General features: G+C 50.4%; 17 protein-coding genes, 1 pseudogene and 1 other annotated feature. Of the genes and pseudogenes, 14 read left to right on the plus strand and 4 right to left on the minus strand.

Annotation, left to right across the window (positions count from 1 at the left end; genetic code table 11):
* Positions 1 to 4: 4 nt before the first annotated feature.
* From ruvB to BV910_RS05145, 5 genes are all read left to right on the plus strand, one after another.
* Positions 5 to 1,006: a Holliday junction branch migration DNA helicase RuvB gene (gene ruvB, locus BV910_RS05125; RefSeq protein ID WP_078146571.1), complete on the plus strand. Its 1,002-nt coding sequence runs from the start codon at positions 5 to 7 to the stop codon at positions 1,004 to 1,006.
* A gap of 3 nt (positions 1,007 to 1,009) precedes the next feature.
* Positions 1,010 to 2,068: a tRNA preQ1(34) S-adenosylmethionine ribosyltransferase-isomerase QueA gene (gene queA, locus BV910_RS05130; RefSeq protein ID WP_015881168.1), complete on the plus strand. Its 1,059-nt coding sequence runs from the start codon at positions 1,010 to 1,012 to the stop codon at positions 2,066 to 2,068.
* Positions 2,065 to 3,210 (plus strand): tRNA guanosine(34) transglycosylase Tgt, encoded by a 1,146-nt coding sequence (gene tgt, locus BV910_RS05135; protein ID WP_015881169.1) that lies wholly within the window; start codon positions 2,065 to 2,067, stop codon positions 3,208 to 3,210. The genes queA and tgt overlap by 4 nt, the downstream gene beginning before the upstream one ends.
* Before the next feature lie 84 nt (positions 3,211 to 3,294).
* Complete coding sequence (yajC, locus tag BV910_RS05140; RefSeq protein WP_078147908.1) at positions 3,295 to 3,573, plus strand: preprotein translocase subunit YajC; 279 nt, start codon at positions 3,295 to 3,297, stop codon at positions 3,571 to 3,573.
* Between the two features lie 493 nt (positions 3,574 to 4,066).
* Positions 4,067 to 5,839 (plus strand): methyl-accepting chemotaxis protein, encoded by a 1,773-nt coding sequence (locus BV910_RS05145; RefSeq protein WP_078146572.1) that lies wholly within the window; start codon positions 4,067 to 4,069, stop codon positions 5,837 to 5,839.
* A 35-nt stretch (positions 5,840 to 5,874) separates the two neighbouring features.
* Here the strand turns inward: BV910_RS05145 and zupT are convergent, their stop codons facing one another.
* Positions 5,875 to 6,735 carry a zinc transporter ZupT gene (gene zupT / locus BV910_RS05150; protein WP_074037465.1) on the minus strand — a complete coding sequence of 287 codons (861 nt, stop codon included), beginning with the start codon at positions 6,733 to 6,735 and terminating at the stop codon, positions 5,875 to 5,877.
* 211 nt (positions 6,736 to 6,946) lie between these two features.
* Here zupT and secD point away from each other — a divergent pair.
* From secD to aspS, 7 genes and pseudogenes are all read left to right on the plus strand, one after another.
* A pseudogene (gene secD / locus BV910_RS15055) lies at positions 6,947 to 9,164 on the plus strand (protein translocase subunit SecD).
* Between the two features lie 36 nt (positions 9,165 to 9,200).
* The gene (recJ, locus tag BV910_RS05160; RefSeq protein WP_240499798.1) at positions 9,201 to 11,558 is read left to right on the plus strand and encodes a single-stranded-DNA-specific exonuclease RecJ; all 2,358 of its coding nucleotides are present in this window, start codon (positions 9,201 to 9,203) and stop codon (positions 11,556 to 11,558) included.
* A 1-nt stretch (position 11,559) separates the two neighbouring features.
* A complete protein-coding gene (locus BV910_RS05165; protein WP_078146574.1) occupies positions 11,560 to 12,078 on the plus strand; it encodes an adenine phosphoribosyltransferase in 519 nt (172 codons plus the stop codon).
* A 188-nt stretch (positions 12,079 to 12,266) separates the two neighbouring features.
* Entirely contained in the window at positions 12,267 to 14,456 is a 2,190-nt protein-coding gene (locus tag BV910_RS05170) for a RelA/SpoT family protein (RefSeq protein ID WP_078146575.1), read from the plus strand.
* A 16-nt stretch (positions 14,457 to 14,472) separates the two neighbouring features.
* Positions 14,473 to 14,916, plus strand: a complete 444-nt coding sequence (dtd, locus tag BV910_RS05175; protein ID WP_078146576.1) for a D-aminoacyl-tRNA deacylase — start codon at positions 14,473 to 14,475, stop codon at positions 14,914 to 14,916.
* Positions 14,917 to 14,954: 38 nt separating this feature from the next.
* Positions 14,955 to 15,189 (plus strand) — a binding site (T-box leader).
* A 42-nt stretch (positions 15,190 to 15,231) separates the two neighbouring features.
* Positions 15,232 to 16,512 (plus strand): histidine--tRNA ligase, encoded by a 1,281-nt coding sequence (hisS, locus tag BV910_RS05180; RefSeq protein ID WP_078147909.1) that lies wholly within the window; start codon positions 15,232 to 15,234, stop codon positions 16,510 to 16,512.
* Positions 16,509 to 18,281, plus strand: a complete 1,773-nt coding sequence (gene aspS / locus BV910_RS05185; protein WP_078146577.1) for an aspartate--tRNA ligase — start codon at positions 16,509 to 16,511, stop codon at positions 18,279 to 18,281. Before hisS ends, aspS begins: the two co-directional genes overlap by 4 nt.
* 103 nt (positions 18,282 to 18,384) lie before the next feature.
* Here the strand turns inward: aspS and BV910_RS05190 are convergent, their stop codons facing one another.
* Positions 18,385 to 18,606, minus strand: coding sequence for a hypothetical protein (locus BV910_RS05190; protein WP_143404756.1), 222 nt, complete (start codon positions 18,604 to 18,606; stop codon positions 18,385 to 18,387).
* Positions 18,579 to 18,929, minus strand: a complete 351-nt coding sequence (locus BV910_RS05195) for an iron-sulfur cluster biosynthesis family protein (protein ID WP_078146579.1) — start codon at positions 18,927 to 18,929, stop codon at positions 18,579 to 18,581. The genes BV910_RS05190 and BV910_RS05195 overlap by 28 nt, the downstream gene beginning before the upstream one ends.
* Before the next feature lie 119 nt (positions 18,930 to 19,048).
* Between BV910_RS05195 and BV910_RS05200 the strand changes: the two genes are divergently transcribed.
* The gene (locus BV910_RS05200) at positions 19,049 to 20,761 is read left to right on the plus strand and encodes an ABC transporter ATP-binding protein (RefSeq protein WP_078146580.1); all 1,713 of its coding nucleotides are present in this window, start codon (positions 19,049 to 19,051) and stop codon (positions 20,759 to 20,761) included.
* A gap of 100 nt (positions 20,762 to 20,861) precedes the next feature.
* On the plus strand, positions 20,862 to 21,902 hold the full coding sequence (locus BV910_RS05205) for an alcohol dehydrogenase family protein (RefSeq protein ID WP_078146581.1): 1,041 nt from the start codon (positions 20,862 to 20,864) through the stop codon (positions 21,900 to 21,902).
* A 25-nt stretch (positions 21,903 to 21,927) separates the two neighbouring features.
* On the opposite strand, the gene BV910_RS05210 is transcribed toward BV910_RS05205, so the two are convergent.
* Positions 21,928 to 22,581: a YczE/YyaS/YitT family protein gene (locus BV910_RS05210; RefSeq protein WP_168169837.1), complete on the minus strand. Its 654-nt coding sequence runs from the start codon at positions 22,579 to 22,581 to the stop codon at positions 21,928 to 21,930.
* Positions 22,582 to 22,763: the final 182 nt, after the last annotated feature.

Consider the following 22,763-nt stretch of genomic DNA (forward strand, 5'->3'; position numbering starts at 1 on the left):
AGCTATGGACGAACGATTGTTGTCACAATCTCATCAGCAATATGAAGACTCTGAAGAGTGGAGCTTACGTCCGCAGCGCTTCGAGCAATATATCGGGCAAGAAAAGGCGAAAGGCAATTTGTCGGTCTTCATTCAGGCCGCTAAACTTCGTAGTGAGACGCTCGACCACGTGCTCTTATACGGTCCCCCGGGACTCGGGAAGACGACGCTCGCCCAAATCATCGCCAACGAAATGGGCGTCGGAATTAAGACGACCGCCGGACCGGCAATTGAACGACCGGGTGATTTGGCCGCAATCCTTTCGACACTCGAGCCGGGAGACGTCTTGTTCATCGACGAGATCCATCGTTTGAGCCGGACGATTGAAGAGATCCTCTATCCGGCGATGGAAGACTACTGTCTCGACATCGTCTATGGGCAAGGGGAGATGGCTCGTAGCGTCCGCATCGACCTACCACCGTTTACGCTTGTCGGGGCGACGACACGGGCCGGGATGTTGTCGGCGCCTTTACGTGACCGTTTCGGCGTCACGTTGAAGCTCGAATATTACGAAACACATGAGTTAGCGGCCATCGTCAGCCGGACGGCCCAGTTGTTCCGTCTCTCGATTTCACCTGAGGCGAGCGGTGCGATTGCGAAACGCTCACGAGGGACGCCACGAGTTGCAAACCGTCTCTTGCGTCGTGTCCGTGATTTCGCACAAGTGGCTGGTACGAAAGAAATCGATCCAGTGCTCGCATCTGATGCGCTCGACCGGCTACACGTCGATGCGCTCGGACTCGATGAAGTCGATCATCGGTTACTAAGAGCCATGGTGGAGCGGTTCGGAGGTGGACCGGTCGGGCTTGAGACGCTCGCTGCGACCATCGGTGAGGACGCTCAGACGATTGAGGATGTCTACGAGCCCTATTTATTGCAACAAGGATTCTTGCAGCGCACGCCGCGAGGACGGATGATCACACAGTTTGCCAAGTCGCATTTTGGTTATGAAGAGGAAGAGGAGTAAGGTATGCAAGACATTCAATTGAACGTAAACGATTATGATTTTGAATTGCCAGAAGAGTTGATTGCGCAAGTCCCATTGCTTGATCGGACAAGCTCACGCTTGCTCGTATTAGACCGCGAGACAGGGGACATCGAGCATCGCCACTTCCGTGACGTGCTCGATTATTTGAACGAGGGGGATGCGCTCGTCGTCAACGATTCGCGCGTCTTACCGGCACGCCTTTTTGGGGCAAAGCAAGAAACAGGCGGGAAAGTCGAACTGCTCTTGTTGAAGCAGACGGAAGATGATGTATGGGAAGCACTCGTCAAACCGGCGAAAAAAGTTCGTGTCGGCTCCATCGTTGAGTTCGGGGACGGTCTTCTCCGCGCAGAATGCGTCGAGGAGCTCCCAGAAGGTGGACGTCGTTTCAAGTTTGACTACGACGGCATCTTCTATGAGATTTTAGACGAGCTTGGAACGATGCCGCTCCCGCCGTATATTCGCGAACAACTCGATGACCAAGACCGTTATCAGACGGTCTATGCCCGTGAACGAGGCAGTGCGGCCGCTCCGACAGCCGGTCTTCATTTCACTGAGGAACTGCTTGAAGCGGCCAAAGCGAAAGGTGTCCGGTTGATCCCGCTCACACTTCACGTCGGCCTCGGGACGTTCCGTCCGGTGACGGCTGATTCTATCGAGGAACATACGATGCATAGTGAATATTTCGAGTTGTCGGCTGAATCGGCAGCTGCGCTTCGAGAGATTCGAGCGAATGGCGGTCGCATCTTTGCGGTCGGGACGACATCGACGCGCACGCTTGAGACGATCATGCGAGATCACGGGGACTTCGTCGAGTCATCGGGCTGGACGGATATCTTTATTTACCCTGGTGTTGAGTTAAAGGCAATCGATGGATTGATCACGAACTTCCATCTCCCTAAATCAACGCTCGTCATGCTCGTCTCGGCATTCGCGACGCGCGACATCATCTTACACGCTTATCGGACTGCGGTCGCAGAACGATACCGCTTCTTCAGCTTTGGAGACGCGATGCTCATCACGAGGAAGGAAGTAACAAAATGACAAAACATGCAGTCACATACGAACACATCCACACATGCAAACAGACCGGAGCGCGGCACGGAATCGTCCATACGCCGCACGGGTCGTTCGAGACACCGGTCTTCATGCCGGTCGGGACGCAAGCGAGCGTCAAAACGATGGCACCTGAACAGGTCAAGGCGATGGGTGCGAACATCATCTTGTCGAACACGTATCACCTTTGGGTTCGTCCAGGACATGAGGTCATCAAACAAGCCGGTGGACTTCATAAGTTCATGAACTGGGACGGGGCAATCCTCACGGACTCGGGTGGATTCCAAGTGTTCTCACTGGCCGACCTCCGAAACATCCAAGAGGAAGGCGTACATTTCCGTAACCATTTGAACGGAGACAAGTTGTTCTTGTCACCAGAAAAGGCGATGGAGATTCAAAACGCGCTCGGATCGGACATCATGATGGCATTCGATGAGTGTCCGCCTTATCCGGCGACGCATGAATACATGAAGAAGTCGGTCGAGCGGACGAGCCGCTGGGCGGAACGTTGCCTCGAGGCACATGAACGTCCAGAAGACCAGGCGCTCTTTGGCATCATCCAAGGTGGAGAATATGAGGACCTTCGTCGTCAAAGCGCCCAAGACCTCGTCTCACTTGATTTTCCAGGATATGCGGTCGGTGGTCTCTCGGTCGGTGAACCGAAAGATGTCATGTATCGTGCCCTCGAATTCACGACGCCGCTCATGCCAGAGAACAAACCGCGTTATTTGATGGGCGTCGGCTCACCGGATGCGTTGATTGAAGGATCGATTCGCGGAATCGACATGTTCGACTGTGTCCTTCCGACACGTATTGCACGAAACGGAACGCTCATGACGTCGAAAGGTCGCGTCACGATCAAACAAGCGAAATATAAGACGGACTTTGGTCCAATCGACGAGAAGTGTGACTGTAATACGTGTAAGAACTACTCGCGTGCGTACGTCCACCACTTGATTCGTGCGGATGAGATGTTTGGTCTTCACTTGTGTACGACACACAATCTTCACTTCCTCGTGAAGTTGATGGAGCAGGTTCGTCAAGCGATTCGTGAAGACCGCTTGCTCGATTTCAAAGAAGAGTTCTTCGAAGAATACGGCTACAACAAGCCGAACGCGAAGAATTTCTAAGCAATCATGTCGGACATTGTGTGACAATGCTTCAGTTTCACGGTATAATGAACCTGATATTGAAGGAAAGGGTGAATGTTACTCATGGAAACACTCGTTGCGTTATTACCAATGATCTTGATTTTCGTCGTATTTTACTTCCTTTTGATTCGTCCACAGACGAAACGCCAAAAAGAAGTACAAGCGATGCAAAACGCCCTCGAGCGTGGCGACAGCGTTGTCACAATCGGCGGTTTACACGGCGTCGTTCATCAAATCGAAGACACACATGTCGTTTTGAAATGCGATCAATCGCTTCTCCGTTTCAACCGAAGCGCAGTTTCGGAAGTCGTGAAAAAAGCGAATGCCTCATTTGAGGAATAAGCAAGTAAGCGTCTGACCATCATGGTCAGACGCTTTTTTGTGTGGCTAGAAGTTGGGGGAGGATTCTTCGAGCGGCCTCTTGTCCACCATAGATGGCTCTTGAGAACGGACCAAGAATCGTGATGCACTCGGGTCGAACGCAGATGCAACATGGAGATGGATACCGTTTGTTGTTTCCAGTTCGCTAACGGGTCAGTGAGTCGATCGCCAATGATCAAATCCTCCAAATACCCGCCTTGTTTATGTGAAGGTGAGGGTCATTCCGTGTACACCAGCACCAATGATTAATAACTTTGTATGTTCCACAATCATAGAGAATCCTCTCAAAAAAGTAATAATTACGATTTAAAGCATATAAAGATGACTTCTTTTTGTCAAAACGAATCGGATTCAAAATTTATCCACCTCATTTCGAAAAATCGATTTGATTCGTGAAAACGTTTGCATTAATGTCAAGTTGAGAAGAAATCCGAGATGAAGGAGAACGAATGACATGGACGTGAAACGATTGATTAACTCGATGAAGAAGTGGAAAGGCTGGACCATAAAACGAAGTGGTACGAAACAGAAAGGACGCTCGTCCCTGAGACGACGGATGTCCATCGCACTCATTCCGACGATCATTGCGCTCGTCATTGTCGGCGCGCTCGGATCTTATCAATTGAGACAATCGACTGCCGCCTATGACCGGGTCCTCAGTGAAGGCACGCAAGAGATGCTGCTTGCAGAGAATCTATCATTAGCGGTGACGGATGCCGAACGCTACTTGAACTACTATATGCTTGTAGCCAATCCGAAGACGCTCATCAGTCTCCAGGGAGTTCAAGAACAACGAGACGAATTGATGGCTTCACTCAAGGCATCTTCTTCAGATGAGAAGATCTTGTCTTGGTTGGGAGATTTGGAGAAATTTAACGAGCTATTAGACCGTGAGATGAATCGTGCCGTCGAACTTCGTCAACAACAAGACGAAATCGGCTTCAAAACCGTTCTCAACACGAGTGTGACACCGACGACGGATCGGGTACGCATGACCGTGACCGACCTTGTCGAATACAAAGGAGAGCTCCTCGAGTCTGAGACGAAAGCGGTACAAGCAGATGCAGAAAGTTCAATCCTTTGGATGCTCCTCATCAGTGTTGGTGGTGTCGTGATCGGGATTCTTTCCTTACTTGCGCTACAACGGCTTTTCCTAAAACCGATCAATCGACTCGGTCGTCAAGCACGCATCATGGCAGAAGGGGATTTGACTGGAGAAGATATCGAAGTCGCCTCAAACGATGAACTAGGAGACCTGGTTACGGCGTTCAATGAAATGAAGCATAATCTGGTCGGCTTGATTCGTCGGGTTGGTGAAGCGTCGGACAAAGTGACTGCATATTCTGAAGAACTTTACGCAAGCACAGACCATGTCGCGACAACGACCCAAGGCGTGTCCCGGTTGTTCGAAGAGATGAACGTGGCTGCGCAAGGATCCTCGAAGCGAGCAGAAGAAGGAACGATTGGCGTCAATCAAGCGGTGGATGGATTGAATCAAATCGCTGCGGCCTCACAAGGTGTGAATGAGCAGACGATACATACACTTGAGGCGGCGAACGGTGGACTTGAGACCGTTCAATTGGCAGAGAAACGGATGCAAGAAATTCGCCGTGCCAACGAGCTCACTCAACAGATGGTAAACCGTCTATCGAACCAATCGCTTGAAATCGAGAAAATCACCCGTTCGATCACGGCGATCACGGAACAGACGAACTTACTTGCCTTAAACGCGGCGATTGAAGCAGCACGTGCGGGTGAGCACGGAAAAGGGTTTGCCGTCGTCGCGGCTGAAGTCCGGAAACTCGCCGAGGAATCGAAACAATCCGCCATTCAAATCCAGACCGTCGTCCGCGACATTCAACGTGACACGGAGCAAGTCGAATCGGCGTTCGAAGAATCGAGCGTACATGTGGAGAATGGGGTATCGCAAATGGGAGAAGTGGCCGAGGCGTTCCGTGAGATCGTATCGGTCATCGAAGAGACGTCCCGTCAAATGAGTGAGATTGCGGCAGCAACAGAAGAAGTGAGCGCCAATACGACTGAAGTTGCCGTCTCTGTTGAAGATATGTCGACAAACGCCGTCTCGACACAGCGAAGCGTCGAAGAAGCCGGTGCGAACGTCGAAGAACAGCTTGCCGCCATTCAAGAAATCAACGGCATCGCTGAAACGATGAGTCACATGTCGTCTGAATTAAAAGATGTCGTCCATGTGTTTAAAACGACATAACAAATGCCCTGACGCGCGCGTCAGGGCATTGTTCGTTACATTAATAGGATTAGACTTGTCGCCATGACGATCATACCAGCAACCATTCCATACATTGAATGATGGGCGTGTCCGTATTCACGGGCGGCAGGGAGCAATTCGTCAAGCGAGATGAAGACCATGATGCCACCGACCGCCGCGAACAAGAGTCCGAAGACGGTGTCGCTCAAGAACGGCATGAGTAACAAGAATCCGATGGCCGCTCCAGCTGGCTCGGCAAGCCCTGACAACATCGAAAGCTTGAACGCCTTCTTCCGTGAGCCCGTCGCATAATAAATCGGGACGGAGACGGCAATCCCTTCCGGAATGTTGTGTAGGGCGATGGCGATGGCGATAGCTAAGCCGACGGCCGGGTCATCTAGTGCCGAGACGAACGTCGCAAGTCCTTCTGGGAAGTTGTGAATCCCGATGGCGAGTGCCATGAAAATCCCCATTTTTTTAAGTCGATTTTGTACCTCTGGATGATTGATTGGAGCCGCTTCATTTGTCGTCGTCGTTGCGAGTTCATGTGTTGTCGGGTCATTCTGCATCGACTCGACAAACTTGACTTCGTGTGGATTCTCCATTTTCGGAATGAACTTATCGATCATGCCAATCAAGAACATCCCACCGAAGAATGCGAGAACGGTGTAGATTGTACCCGTATATTCTCCGTGAGCGCCGACGAGTTCCTCGAGCGCTTTCGGAAAAATCTCGATGAACGACACGTAAATCATGACGCCTCCGGAAAATCCAAGCGAGATGGAGAGGAATGCCGTGTTCGTCCGTTTCGCAAAGAATGCGATCATACTCCCGATTCCGGTAGCTAGACCGGCGAATAGAGTAAGGAGAAAGGCATAAATAACTGTGCTGTCCATATGGAAAGACTCCTTTGATGTTTTGATGTTAGCTACATCATACATGAAGTTTTGCCCATGCGCAACATTTAGTCTTATATGCAAACTCAGTCGAACAATCCGTTAAGGTCGTTACAATTTTAGGAAAATGATTGATAAATGTTTAGAAAATTTGTAATGTTAACGAGAGAAGTTTTTATCAAGAACAGTGGTTTAGAAAGGAAATAGTCGTATGTACAAAAAAGGCAACATTGCGATTTTTGCGATCATCATGATTGCGACAATCCTGCTCGCAGTGTTCACGACACCATGGGTCGTCAAGAACACGAACCTCGGACTCGACTTAAAAGGTGGATTCGAAGTTTTGTATGAAGTACAACCGCTCGAAGATGGCGACGTCATCGACGAGTCGGCGATGAATGCAACCGTTCGCGCCATCAATAACCGAATCAACGTCCTCGGAGTTTCCGAACCGGACGTTCGAATCGAAGAAAACAATCGCATCCGTGTCCAGCTCGCGGGCGTATCGAACCAAAACGAAGCGCGCGAGGTTCTCTCGTCAACGGCACAATTGACATTCCGTGACGTGAACGACAACGTCTTGCTCGATGGGAAAGACTTGGCGCCGCGTGGGGCAGCGCTCAGCTACAACCAACAAGGACAACCGGTCGTTGAGCTGACACTCCAATCGGCCGACAAGTTTGGCGAAGTGACATCTGAGATTGCACAACGTCCAGCTCCTGAGAACCGTCTGGTCATCTGGCTCGACTATGAAGAGGGCGACACATATGAGGAAGAAGTTCAAAAAGAGAACTCGAAAATTGTGTCAGATGCTTCGGTAACGAGTCCAATCTTATCGGATAAAGCCATCATCTCAGGTGGTGGAATTGACGCGGAAAGCGGTCAACGCCTTGCGGACATCTTGAACGCAGGGGCGCTCCCGGTCAAACTAGATGAGATTTACTCGACATCCGTGTCGGCCCAGTTCGGTCAAGATGCTTTAGAAGAAACGGTATTTGCCGCAACAATCGGAATCATCGCCGTATTCCTGTTCATGTTGTTCTTCTATCGTCTCCCAGGACTCGTATCGATCATCACGCTTGTTCTGTACATCAACTTGATTATGTTGTTCTTCAACGGAATCAATGCGGTATTGACGCTTCCAGGGATTGCAGCACTCGTCCTCGGGGTCGGTATGGCAGTCGATGCGAACATCATTACCGCGGAACGAATCAAAGACGAACTCCGCTCTGGAAAATCGGTCTTATCGGCATTCCGTGCAGGTAACCGTCGTTCCCTCAGTACGATCATCGATGCCAACTTGACGACGCTCATCTCGGCTGCGGTCTTGTTCTATTTCGGACAAAGCTCGGTCAAAGGATTTGCTGTCATGCTCATGATCTCAATCGGGATGACGTTCATCTCGAACGTATTCATCTCACGTTATTTGATGCACCTCCTTGTCTCAAGTCGTCTGTTCGACAAACGCAAAGGATGGTTTGGTGTGAAGGAGAGTGAAATCCGTGAACTTTAAGCTTACTGAATGGAATTACATGAAACATATGCGCACGATGTTCTTGATTTCGACGGCAGTCGTCGTTCTCGGAATCGGTCTCTTGTTCTTCCGTGGGTTGAACCTCGGAATCGATTTTTCTTCAGGGACGCGGGTCGAAGTACTAACGGAAGAACGTGTATCGCAAGAAGAATTCACGCAAGCGTTCAACGATGCCGGTGTCGACCAAGAGATTTCAAGCGTCCAATATGCAAATGAAGGTCGCTTGGCATACGTGACGTTCGTTGGGCAATTGGGCCAAGAGGAAGTCGCGAACGTCAAGTCGGCGTTCACTGAACAATTCGGGAACGACCCGAACATCAGCACCGTCTCGGCTCAAGTCGGTCGTGACTTGGCGAAAAATGCTTTGTATGCGGTAGCCGTCGCTTCGATCGGGATTATTCTCTACATCACGGTGCGTTTCCAATTCTCATATGCACTTGCAACTGTTATCGCGATGTTACACGATGCCTTCTTCATGATCGTCGCGTTCTCGCTCTTTGGGATCGAGGTCAACTTGTACTTTATCGCCGCGATCTTGACCATCATCGGTTACTCGGTCAACGATACGATCGTAACGTTCGACCGGGTCCGCGAGAACATTACGTCGTATGAAAAGGAACGAAAAATCAAGTCGATGGACGTCTATGAGTCGATCATCAACAAGTCGATTCAAGAGACAATCGTACGGTCCGTGAATACGGTCGTTACGGTACTCGTCACAGCCATCGCCTTGTATGCGTTCGGTGCTGAGTCGATTCGCAGCTTCTCGCTCGCGCTCATCGTCGGACTTTTCATGGGGATGTATTCTTCGATCTTCATTGCATCGTATTTATGGCTCCTCATCAAACGGACGACAATCAACAAGAAAAAAGATACGCCGGTCACAGAGGCGTAACAAGTGGGTCTCCCTTCAATCGGGAGACCTTTTCAAATGTCAAGACGGCACATCTTTCACGCGGTCTGCTATAATCTACAATTGATTGGAGTGAAGGACATGTACCATTCGAAGAAACAGTGGCTCTATCCGGAAACGAATCCGGACGACGTCACGCGTTTACAAAACGAATTAAATATATCAGCACAACTGGCGACGTTGCTCGTTCAGCGTGGTCATCAAGACGTAGAAGCGGCCAAGGCATTCTTGTATGCCGAGGATGAACTCGTCTTTCATGACCCGTACTTGTTTGAACAGATGGAGAAAGTCGTCACCCGCATCAAACAGGCAGCAGACGATGGGGAGATGGTGCTCATCTATGGTGACTACGATGTCGACGGGGTTAGTGCCTCATCCGTCATGTGGCACGCGTTGACCGAAATCGGTGTCATGGCCGAGTGTTATATCCCGAACCGTTTCACAGAAGGATATGGACCGAACAAAGAAGCGTTCCAATGGGCGGCGAACGAGGGATTCACTTTGGTCATCACGGTGGATTGCGGAATTTCAGGGATTGAAGAAGCGACACTCTTAAAAGACCTTGGCGTCGATTTGATCATCACGGACCACCACGAGCCAAAAGAGACATTGCCGGACGCCTATGCAATCATTCATCCGCATATCGACCCGGGATATCCATACGATAAACTCGCCGGTGCGGGAGTCGCCCTCAAAGTGGCGCACGCCGTTTTAGGGAGAATGCCGGAAGAACTTCTTGATTTGGCCGTCCTCGGAACGATTGCCGACCTCGTCCCGTTAGACGGTGAAAACCGGTTGCTCGCGAAGAAGGGGATTGCTGCGCTCGAGGCTTCAAAACGTCCAGGTATTTTAGCATTACGTGAAGTATGTGGTCTCGCTGACAGCGTATTGAACGAAGAGTCGGTCGGTTTCGCGTTCGGTCCACGCATCAATGCCGCGGGTCGACTCGATTCGGCGATGCCGGCACTTCAAATGCTCTTAGCCGAACATGTGGAGGAAGCGCTCGAGCTAGCGAAACAGCTCGATAAGCAAAACAAAGAACGTCAAGACATCGTCAAGACAATCGCTGCTGAAGCGAAAGAACTCGTTGAAGCGTCGATGACCGAGGACCGTGTACTCGTCGTGGCGAGTGAGAAGTGGAATCCTGGCGTCGTCGGGATTGTCGCATCTCGTCTCGTCGAGGCGTATTATCGTCCAGTCATCCTCCTTTGCCACGACCCTGAGACGGGTAAGGCGAAAGGATCGGGGCGCTCGATTGAAGGGTTTGATCTCTTCAAGGAACTTTCGAAGAATGAAGATATTTTGCCACACTTTGGCGGACATCCAGCCGCGGCCGGGATGACCCTTCAGTCGGAACACGTCGCCGAACTACGAGAGCGACTGAACCGTCAGGCGGAGTCCATCCCGGATGACGTGTTTGTGCCACGGGTGAACGTCGACTTGAAACTCTCCGTCAACGACGTCTCGCTCGACTTGATCTCAGAAATAGGAAAGCTCGCGCCATTTGGTATGGGGAATCCATCCCCTCGTGTCGTCGTCGCAGATGCGAAACTGCGTGATATTCGCCAAATCGGACGTGACGCCACCCATTTGAAAGTACAGCTCGCCGGAGACAAGCGTGAGCTCGATGGCATCGGATTTGGATTCGGCCACGTTGTTTCAGAGATTTCAAAGATGGCTCATATCTCGGTGATGGGAAGTCTTCAAGTCAACGAATGGAACGGAATGCGTAAACCGCAGCTCATGATTCAAGATTTACGGGTCGATGACTTCCAAGTGTTTGACTATCGTGGGAAGAAAAAATCAATGCAAGAGTTGAAAGATTTGCCGAAAGAACAGACGTCATTTTTATCTTTCCAAGGGACGAACGAAGATTTTCCACTCCATGAAGGAGATGAACCGCTCAACCGTTTCGTCGTTCTGCTCGATCTTCCGGACGATGAAGAGGTGCTCGCAGAAAAACTTCATGAGGGGATTGAACGCATTTATTGTGCCTTCGGTCAAGGAGACTCGTTCTTTGAACGTCTTCCGTCCCGTGAGGATTTCCGAACGTATTATGTCCATATGGCAACGTGCGAACGGAAAAATCTACGTGAAAACCTGATTCGTCTGTCAAAAGAGCGAAAATGGTCAAAAAATACGATTCAATTTATGCATCAAGTATTCTCTGAACTCGAATTTCTTGTTACAATGGAAGACGGACTGCCTGGAGTCAATCCAGAAGCACCGAAACGCGATTTGACCGAGGCGCCGTGCTATCAACGCCGGATTGGGCGCCAACAACTCGAAGAGCGTTTCGTATACGCGTCATTGGCGGAGCTCAAAGAGCGGTTACAATCGTTGCGATCGAACAAGATGCAGGAGGCATACACATAAAATGGATTTCAAACAGCATATTAAAGAAGTAGCAGATTATCCGAAGGAAGGAATCAGCTTCAAAGATATCACGTCACTCATGCAAGATGGCGAAGTCTACAAGAAAGCGGTAGATGAGCTCGTCGTTTATGCACGTGAACGTGGAGCGGAGTTGATCGCTGGTCCGGAAGCACGCGGATTCGTCGTCGGTTGCCCGGCAGCGTATGCGCTCGAACTCGGGTTCGTACCAGTACGTAAAGAAGGAAAGTTACCACGTGAGACAGTACGAGTTTCATACGGTCTTGAGTATGGGACGGACATTTTAACGATGCACAAAGATTCAATCCAACCTGGACAACAAGTCGTCATCTTGGATGACTTGCTCGCAACAGGTGGTACGATTGAAGCGACGATTAAAATGATTGAACAACTCGGTGGAGTTGTGGCGGGAATCGGGTTCTTAATCGAACTCGACGGACTTGGTGGACGTGAGCGTCTCGAAGGATACGACGTGTTCTCACTCATCCGCTACGAAGACTAATTTGAACGGGAAGCGATATGCTTCCCGTTTTTGAATAGTTTTTAAGGAAAATAACCTACAACCTTTGACAGGTCGTCAGATTTTTTCGATAATGGTTATAAAAATCATAGAATCTTGAATACAAACTACTACCATGCTGCGACGAATCCGAGGCGATTGGAGCGGTTAGAAAAAGGGTGTCGAATGTTATGACCAAAAAACAAATCGTAAGTATTGAGGATCTTCTCGACGCGCTCGGGGAGTATATGGGTGACGACGATATAGCCGAAGTGAAACGCGCTTACGAATACGCAAAACTTCATCATACCGGTCAGTTCCGACGTTCGGGCGAGCCCTATATCCTCCATCCGGTTCAAGTGGCCGGCATTCTCGTTGATATCGGCTTAGACGCCACAACGATTGTTGGAGCGCTCTTGCATGATGTTGTTGAAGATACGGATATTTCGTTACAGCAATTGACGGACGATTTTGGTCCAGACGTGGCCATGCTCGTCGATGGCGTCACGAAACTTGGTAAGATTAAATATAAATCGAAAAAAGAAGAACTTGCTGAAAACCACCGGAAGATGATTATCGCCATGGCAGAAGACGTGCGCGTGATCCTGATCAAACTTGCGGACCGGCTCCACAATATGCGGACGCTTCAGCATATGCCGAAAGAAAAGCAAGTTCAAAAGGCAGAAGAGACGCTCGAAATCTTTGCTCCGCTCGCGCACCGGATGGGGATCTCGACAATCAAGTGGGAGCTCGAAGATATTTCGTTACGTTATATCAACCCGCAGCAATACTATAAGATCGTCTCGATGATGAAACAGAAACGGACGGAACGGGAAGCACTCGTCACCTCTGTCATCACGGAAGTGAACAGGGTTCTTGAGGAAGTGCATATCGATGCCGACGTGAACGGTCGACCGAAGCACATCTATTCTATCTATAACAAGATGGTGAAGCATAAAAAAGAGTTCAATGAAATTTACGATTTGATGGCGGTCCGCATTATCGTCGATTCGATTCGTGATTGTTATGCCGTGCTCGGAATCATCCATACGCAATACAAGCCGATGCCGGGACGTTTCAAAGATTATATCGCCATGCCGAAGCCGAACATGTATCAGTCGCTCCATACGACCGTGATCGGTCCGAAAGGTGAGCCGCTCGAAGTCCAAATTCGGACGAAAGACATGCATTTCATCGCTGAGTTCGGGATTGCGGCACACTGGGCGTATAAAGAAGGGAAAAACGTCTCGACGAACGGATTCGACGAGAAGATCGCCCACCTTCGTGAAATCCTCGAGCTGCAAAAGGATACGACGGATGCCGAGGAATTCATGGAGTCCCTCAAAGTTGATTTCTTTAGCGACATGCTGTACGTCTTCACACCAAAAGGAGACGTATTCGAGTTGCCGAAGGGCTCAGTCCCAATCGACTATGCGTACCGGATTCATACGGAGATCGGGCACCGGATGACGGGTGCGAAAGTGAACGGCCGGATGGTACCGCTCGACTACAAACTCGAGACGGGTGACATCATCGAAATCATCACGTCGAAGCATAGTTACGGACCGAGTAAGGATTGGTTGAAGCTCGCTGTTTCGAGCCAGGCGAAGAACAAGATTCGCCAATGGTTCAAACGTCAACAGCGTGAAGAAAACGTCGAGAAAGGGAAAGATCTCGTCGAGGCAGAAATCAAGAAACTCGGTTTTGAACCGAAAGAAGTGATCGATGAGCCCGCACTCAGTATCGTCGTCGAGAAGTTCAACTTCGGGAACGAGGAAGAGATGTATGCCGCAGTCGGTTATCAAGGCATCACTGCCGCACAAGTCGCGCATAAGTTGACGGAGAAACAGCGGAAAGAGCCGAAACTCGAGCTCTCTGAAGCAATCAGCGAATTGAAAGTCAGTCAGGCGCCGAAGAAGAAAACGGCAGAGGCGGGCGTGACGGTCAAAGGAATCGACAACATGCTCGTGCGTATGAGCCGTTGCTGTAACCCGGTCCCGGGCGATGAAATCGTCGGATACATCACCCGTGGACGCGGGGTCTCGATTCACCGGAAAGACTGCTTGAACATCGTCAACGAACAACATCCGGAGCGTCTCCTTGACGTCGAATGGGAAGTCGGACAGGCGAAAGAGAAGAACTATAACGTCGATATCGAAATCACGGGATATGATCGTTCAGGTCTCTTGAACGATGTCCTTCAGGCGGTATCGGCGACGAATACGAATATCGTGGCCGTCAGTGGTCGGGGCGACCAAAATAAACAAGCTCGCATCTCGATGACGATCTCGATTCCGAACGTGAATCACTTGCAGAAAGTTGTCGAGCGCATTAAACAAATCTCAGACGTGTATTCGGTCAGCCGAGTCATGATGACGTGACGAAAGGAAGAGGAACGTGCGTGTATTATTGCAACGAGTGAAAGAAGCATCGGTCACAGTGGAGGAAGAAGTCGTCGGGGCAATCAACGCCGGATACTTGCTTCTCGTCGGTGTGACACATGAAGATACAGAAGAGGAAGTGAACTGGCTCGCCGACAAGGTGACCGGGCTTCGCGTCTTCGAGGACGATCAAGAAAAGATGAACTTATCGATTCAAGATGTGGCCGGTCAAATTTTGTCGGTCTCGCAATTCACATTATATGGAGATACGATGAAAGGACGGCGACCTGCTTTCACAAAGGCCGCCAAACCGGATATCGCTGAAACGCTCTATGAAAAATTCAATGAGCGACTCCGGTCGAACGGGCTCATCGTCGAGACGGGACGCTTCGGGGCGATGATGGACGTCGCACTTGTCAATGACGGACCGGTCACACTCATGCTCGAAAAAAACGCTTGACAGATGCCGGCTTGATTCGGCATCATGAAGCATATAGTCAAACACCTACGATAAAGAAGAGTACGGTCAACCCACCAGTAAAGAGAGCGATGCCTTGGCTGAAAGCATCGACTGGATGATGACCCGAACGACACTTTGGAGGTGCTCCCTTGAAAGCGAGTAGGGGGAGCCGTTTCATCGGGCGTTAACCGATTTCGAGTGGCAGAGTTTCAAGTGATGGCTCTGCAACGAGGGTGGTACCACGGGAAACTGACACAGGCTCTCGTCCCTTTGCGGACGAGGGCCTTTTTGTATTTTAAGGAGGGAATTGTGATGATGAAAGCACCACGCGGTACACAAGACCTGCTTCCGGGCACGGTCGAGACGTGGCAATATGTCGAGGAAAAACTTCGCGACATGAGCGCCCGTTATAACTATAAAGAAATCCGCACACCAATCTTTGAAACGACGAACCTGTTCACACGCAGTGTCGGGGAAACGACGGACATCGTCCAAAAAGAGATGTTCACGCTCGTGAAGAAAGGGAAAGACGAGTACACGCTTCGCCCAGAAGGGACGGCATCAGTCATTCGTGCGTTCGTGACGAACAAACTATTCGGAAATCCGGACCAACCGACGAAGCTCTACTACATGGGACCGATGTTCCGCTACGAGCGCCCACAAAAAGGCCGCTTCCGTCAGCTTCACCAATACGGTGTCGAAGCAATCGGTAGTAGTGACCCGGCCGTTGACGCTGAGGTCATCAGCCTCGCCTACTCAATCTACAAGTCGTTTGGACTTCAGAAAATCAAAGTCGTCGTCAACTCGCTTGGGGACGCGGAAAGCCGCAACGCCCACCGCGATGCGCTCATCCGTCACTTCGAGCCGGTGGCAGGCGAACTTTGCCAAGACTGCCAGTCACGTCTTTACAAGAACCCGCTTCGCATCTTGGATTGCAAGGTCGACCGTGATCATCCGTCGATGAAGACGGCACCGTCAATCCTTGAATATTCGAACGAAGAGTCGAAAGCCTACTTCGATCAAGTGCTCGCACAACTCGATGCACTCGGTGTCGCCTACGAAGTCGACCCGACACTCGTTCGTGGACTCGATTACTATACGCACACGGCGTTTGAAATCATGTCCGAGGCAGAAGGGTTCGGAGCCATCACGACACTTTGTGGCGGCGGACGTTACAACGGTCTCGTACAAGATATCGGTGGACCGGATATGCCGGGAGTCGGTTTTGGAATCGGATTGGAGCGCCTCATCCTTGCATTGGAGAATGAAGGAGTCTTACCTAAACTCGAGACAGGACTTGATGTCTTCATCGTCGCGCAAGGTGAAAAAGAAGTCGAATTGACGGCGACACGTCTCCTACAACTCCTCCGCATGGAAGGATTCAAGGCAGACCGTGATTACCAAGGGCGCAAGTTCAAAGGACAATTCAAACAGGCGGACCGCCTGAAAGCCAAGTTCACAGTCATCTTAGGGGATGACGAAGTCGAGCGCGGGGCAGCCGCCTTGAAAGATATGACGACTGGTGAACAAGTCGACGTGCCACTCTCGGCCGTCGCAGACAAAATTCGTGAACTATCGGAAGGAGCAGAACAATGATCGGACGCACACATATGAACGGCCGCGTGACAGAGTCACTCATCGGCCAAGAAGTACAATTAAAAGGATGGGTACAAAAACGTCGTGACCTCGGGGGCCTCATCTTCATCGACCTTCGTGACCGCACAGGAATCGTCCAAGTCGTCGTACGCCCGGAAAACGAAGCAGTCCACCAACTCGCGGAAACAATCCGTAGTGAGTATGTCCTCGACGTAAAAGGAACGGTTCTCGAGCGTGAGAACAAGAACCCGAACATGCCGACAGGAAACATCGAAGTCATCGCGTCTGAGATCAACATCTTGAACGCGGCGAAGATGACACCAATCCCAATCGGTGACGAGGCAGAAAACGTCTCAGAAGACCTTCGCCTCAAATACCGTTACCTCGACCTTCGTCGTCCAGCGCTTCAAGAGACGTTCCGTCTCCGCTCGAAGACGTCGAACACGATCCGTAACTTCTTGACAGAGCAAGAGTTCCTTGAAGTCGAAACACCAATTTTGACGAAGTCGACACCAGAAGGCGCACGTGACTATCTCGTACCGAGCCGTGTCCACGGTGGTGAGTTCTACGCGCTCCCGCAATCACCACAGCTATTCAAACAGTTGCTCATGGTCGCAGGATTTGACCGTTACTTCCAAATCGCACGCTGCTTCCGTGACGAAGACCTTCGTGCAGACCGTCAACCTGAGTTCACGCAAGTCGACATCGAGACGAGCTTCATGGATATCGAAGACTTGATGGCGATGATGGAATCAATGATGGGTGAAGTCATGGAGTCATCACTCGGTCGCACGGATACACCGACTAAGTTCGAGCGTATGACATACGCGGAAGCGATGCGCCGTTTCGGTTCAGATAAGCCGGACACGCGCTTCGGTCTCGAACTCATCGACGTGGCTGATGCTGTGAAAGGTGCCGGATTCAAAGTGTTTGACGCCGCACTCGAATCAAACGGACAAGTCAAAGCGATCAACGTCAAAGGTGAGGCGGACAACTTCTCACGTAAAGACATCGACAAGCTTCAAGAGTTCACAGCGGTCTACGGTGCGAAAGGTCTCGCATGGCTCAAAGTGACAGCGGAAGGCTTGAACGGTCCGATCGCGAAGTTCTTCGACGAAACGTACGCACAGAAGTTGATCGAGGCAACGAATGCAGAAGCAGGTGACCTTCTCCTCTTCGTCGCATCGAAACCAACTGTCGTCGCTGACAGCCTTGGCGCACTCCGCGTCAAACTCGGACACGACCTCGGTCTCATCGACGAGTCGAAATTCAACTTCCTATGGGTGACAGACTTCCCACTCGTGACGTTTGAAGAAGAAGACGGTCGTTTCTATGCGAATCACCATCCGTTCACGATGCCAAACCGTGAAGACCTTCACCTTCTTGAGACAGACCCGGCAAGCGTACGCGCCATCGCCTATGACCTCGTCTTGAACGGTTACGAGCTCGGTGGCGGTTCACAGCGTATTTACGAGCGTGACATCCAGGAACGTATGTTTAAATTGCTCGGCTTTACGCAAGAAGAAGCGATTGAACAGTTCGGCTTCTTACTCGAAGCGTTCGAATACGGTACACCACCACACGCGGGAATCGCACTCGGTCTCGACCGTCTCGTCATGATTCTTGCAGGTCGTTCGAACCTTCGTGACACAATCGCCTTCCCGAAAACGGCTTCGGCAAGCGACTTGCTCACGCAAGCACCGAGCCCGGTCTCGGACGCGCAACTCGAAGAGTTATCGATTCGTACGGCAGTAAAAGAGAAGAAGTAAGCACAAAAAACGAGGGTTGCCATGGCAATCCTCGTTTTTGTATGGGTGAAACGGGTTTTGGATTTAACACGATGGTAGAAATTTAATGGGACACTTCCTCTTGTTAACGGTTATCCTCTTCTCGCTGCATATATTTCGCTGTTCGTTGCAACGCGAAACCAAACGCAAACAGCGAAGCGATGACGGCGGACATCGTGTATACCGAATCGATGAATGCCAGATAGATTCCGAACAGTCCAAGACCGAAACTCAAGAAGAAGAGAATGAGCAGTCTCGGATGTTGTTTCAGCGTCTGTTTCATCGGCTCGGAACGTTCAACTGACAACCTGTGCCGTCTGTGACAAGAAGATTCGAATTGAACACTTGGCCGTCACTCTTCAAGACGAGCGTACGACGGTCTTCGAGGAAATCGATTTTCATCTGTTCATCTAAAAACACTTTTGTCCAGTTTTTGATTAAGATTGGTCCGATGTTTGATTCGATTTCAACGTCTTCCGGAGTCGTCTCGGTTACGTATCGAATCTCAAAGATTCCGCTGTTCCCACATCCACAACCTTCTGTCTCGTAAAAGAGGTGCATCTGTCCTTCGCGTTCGCCTTTCAATGACTCGATTCGTTCGAGGGCACGATTTGTAATGTGTACATGCATGTGTATCACTCCTTACTTTTATTATACGCCGTTTGAAAAAAGAATGAAAAAGGGATGCATCCTGTTTTCCACCTTTCGGAAAAAAGCGTACACTTAATGATGAGAAGGGGGAAGAGAGAATGATTTCACGTTTTTTTAGTTATTATCGACCACATAAAAAGTTATTCCTACTCGATTTTTCATTCGCAATTCTCGTCGGACTGCTTGAACTTGGATTTCCGCTTGCCGTTCAATGGTTCATCGACGACTTGTTGCCGGGTGGGGAATGGAACTGGATTATCATCGTCAGCATCGGCCTGTTGATTCTATACATATTGGCCATGATGATGCAGTACGTCGTCAACTACTGGGGACATAAGCTCGGCATCAACATCGAGACGGACATGCGAGAAGAGTTGTTCACGCATATCCATAAACAGTCGTTCCGCTTCTTTGACAATCATAAGACCGGCCATTTGATGAGCCGGGTCACGAACGACTTGTTCGATATCGGGGAAGTGGCGCACCATGGGCCGGAAGACTTCTTTATCGCCATCATGACGTTACTTGGTGCGTTCGGGATCATGTTCTCGATCGACCCTGAACTCGCACTCGTCACCGTTGTCGCGGTACCGTTCCTTATCATCATGATCACGTATGCGAATAAGAACATGAACAAGGCGTGGCAAAAGATGTACACGAATATCGGGGAAGTGAACGCGCGCGTCGAGGACAGTGTGTCCGGGGCACGCGTCGTCCAATCGTTTACGAACGAGGCGTTCGAAATCGGGCGTTTCCAAAAAGACAACAACTTCTATCGCGGCTCGAAAATTGAAGCGTATCGCGTCATGAGTACATCACTCGCAGGTATTTATATCACTACGCGTCTGATGACGTTGCTCGTCCTCGTCTACGGGGCGTATTTGACGTACGAGGGTCAGTTATCATACGGACAGCTCGTCGGGTTCATCTTATACATGAACTTACTCATCAAGCCGATTGAAAAGATCACGGCGCTTTTAGAAATGTATCCGAAAGGGATGGCCGGGTTCAAACGATTCACGCAGTTGCTCGATGAGGAACCGGACATCGAGAACCGTGAAGATGCCATCGAGGTCGAAACGTTGACAGGCGATATCGTCTTTGACGACGTCTCGTTTGGCTACTCGGACTACCGACAAGTGTTGACGGATATTGACTTGTCGATTGAGGCAGGGACGACTGTGGCCTTGGTCGGGACGAGCGGGGCTGGAAAGACAACCATCTGTTCACTCATCCCACGCTTTTATGACGTCACAAAAGGTGCGATCTCGATCGATGGCATGGATATCCGTGACATGACGAAAGAGAGTTTACGTCGTCAAATCGGAATCGTGCAACAGGATGTCTTCTTGTTTGCGGGTACGCTACGTGAGAATATCGCGTACGGGAAACTCGATGCAACCGATACGGACATCATGCATGCGGTGGAAAAAGCACATCTCGGTACGCTCGTCGAAGAGCTCGAACACGGTCTCGACACACAGATCGGGGAACGGGGACTGAAGCTCTCGGGTGGTCAGAAACAACGCATCGCCATTGCGCGCATGTTCTTGAAAAATCCGCCAATCTTAATTTTGGATGAGGCGACCTCGGCGCTCGACACGGAGACGGAAGCCATCATTCAAGATTCACTTAATGAACTGGCGGCGAATCGGACGACGCTCATCATCGCTCACCGCCTAGCGACGGTGAAAAATGCCGATCGGATTCTTGTCGTGACGGCAGAAGGAATCGTAGAAGATGGAACGCACGAAGAACTCAGTCAAAAAGGTGGCGTCTTCACGAACCTGTTACAACGTCAACAACTATAAATCGAGGGCTACCTGATAAAGGGCGGCCCTTTTTGGCGTGATAACAGCATTTCGTGGGTGAATACTTATGGATGAACGAAAGCGGAGGAGGCAAAATACCATGAAAGCTGTACAAGTCGTAGGATATGGGGACGTTGACCAACTCCAAGGGGTTGATATCCCGAAACCGTCTCCGAAAGCAGGAGAAGTGCTGATCAAGGTACGCGCCTGCGCGATTAACAATACGGAAATATGGATGCGAGAAGGGGCTTATGGAGCTCGGGAGAAGTCAGGATGGCGCCCGGAAGGCGTCCAGTTCCCACGCATTCCCGGTTCAGACATCACTGGTGAAGTCGTCGAGCTCGGAGATGGGGTCGACCAAGGGATGATGGGTCGACACGTCGTCTTATTCCCGTTCACCTCGAGCGGACCTGAGCGGAAGGAACACTTGTCGGACGATATGTCCTTTATTGGATCAGAGTATGACGGGGGCTACGCGGAGTATGTATCATGGCCGGCTGACCTTTGTTTTGACATGCCGATTGATGATTTCGTCGAGAGTGCAGTCTTTTCCGTAAGTGGTCTCACGGCTTGGCATATGAACGAGCAGTTACACATCCGTTCCGGTGAGACGATTGTCGTCACTGGGGCAAGTGGCGGGGTCGGCTCACTCAACATCCAAATTGCGGCGAACGTATTCGGGGCGAATGTGTTCGCTATCGTCGGTGATTTGAAAAACGAGCAAGAGTTAAAAGCGCTTGGGGCGACCGAAGTGTTTTCCTACCGTTCTGAGACGCTCGCCGATGATATCATCGCTGCGAACGGTGGCCCGGTCGACGCGGTCCTTGATGTCGTGGGAGATGCGCTATTTGATGTATCTCTAAACATCTTGAAAAAGGGAGGGAAGTTCTGTATCTCTGGTTCAGCGGGAGGACAGACGACCCATCTCGACTTCCGGACGCTGTACTTGAAACATATCGCGATGTATGGGTCTGTTCTCGGGACACGATATGAATTCGCGGAGATGTTGCGCTCGATCGCCGAAGGGAAGCTAAAACCGGTCATTGACCGGACGTTCCCGCTTGAAGAGGCACGTGAGGCACAGGCGTATTTTAAACAATCGGGTAAGTTCGGAAAGATTGTGCTCATTCCGAACACATAAAAAGAGAGGAGATCTCCTCTCTTTTTCATGCGAACTTTACTTTGAGACGATCGACATAGGCGATGAACAGGCGGAACCGTTCTAGCCAAAACTGGAAGAATGGACCGATGAGGAAAATCGATAAGACGGTCCCGAAGAAAAGTGGCCCGCCGAGTGCCCAACCGATGAGACAAGCGGTCAGTTCCATCCAAGTCCTCATGGCACGGACGGACGTTTGGAAACGGTCTGCTAAGGCAAGCGTCAATCCATCGCGTGGACCGGCACCGTACCCGACGGCGACATAGAGACCAGCTCCCATTCCCATGACAAATATCCCGAACGTGAGCCAAACGACATTTACAAATAAGCCATCGAATGTCGGGAGCCATTGCTCGTTCAAAATCAGGTTCATAAATACCCCGACAAAGACCGCGTTGACGAGCGTGCCAAATTGAGGCCGGATTCGGTCGAGTATGTATTTAAATAGAACGAGTAAAAGACCGACACATAAAATCACCGTCCCGATTGAAATCGGAAGATGGTGAGCGATACCGATATGAAGGACGTCCCACGTGGAAACCCCGAGATTTGCCGTGATCATGATGGATGAACCAAGCGCGAGTAAGAACAACCCGGTCATGAAGAGACCCCATTTGAAGAGAATACGTAAAAAGTGGATGGATCGAACGTGCACGAACATCGCCTCGTTTCAATAGAATGATTGATTTATCTTAGCATAGGCGATTGAAAAACATGAAAAAAACGCCTCAGCTTATTGGCTGAGACGCTGTGTTCATTTCTTCGGTGATTTCTTTGCTTTGTTCTTTTTATAGTAATCGTAGACGAACGGTGCGACCGCCGTCGCGATTTTAATCAATGTTC

Source organism: Exiguobacterium sp. HVEsp1 (assembly GCF_002009685.1).
In the GTDB taxonomy this organism is placed as follows: Bacteria; Bacillota; Bacilli; order Exiguobacteriales; family Exiguobacteriaceae; genus Exiguobacterium; species Exiguobacterium profundum.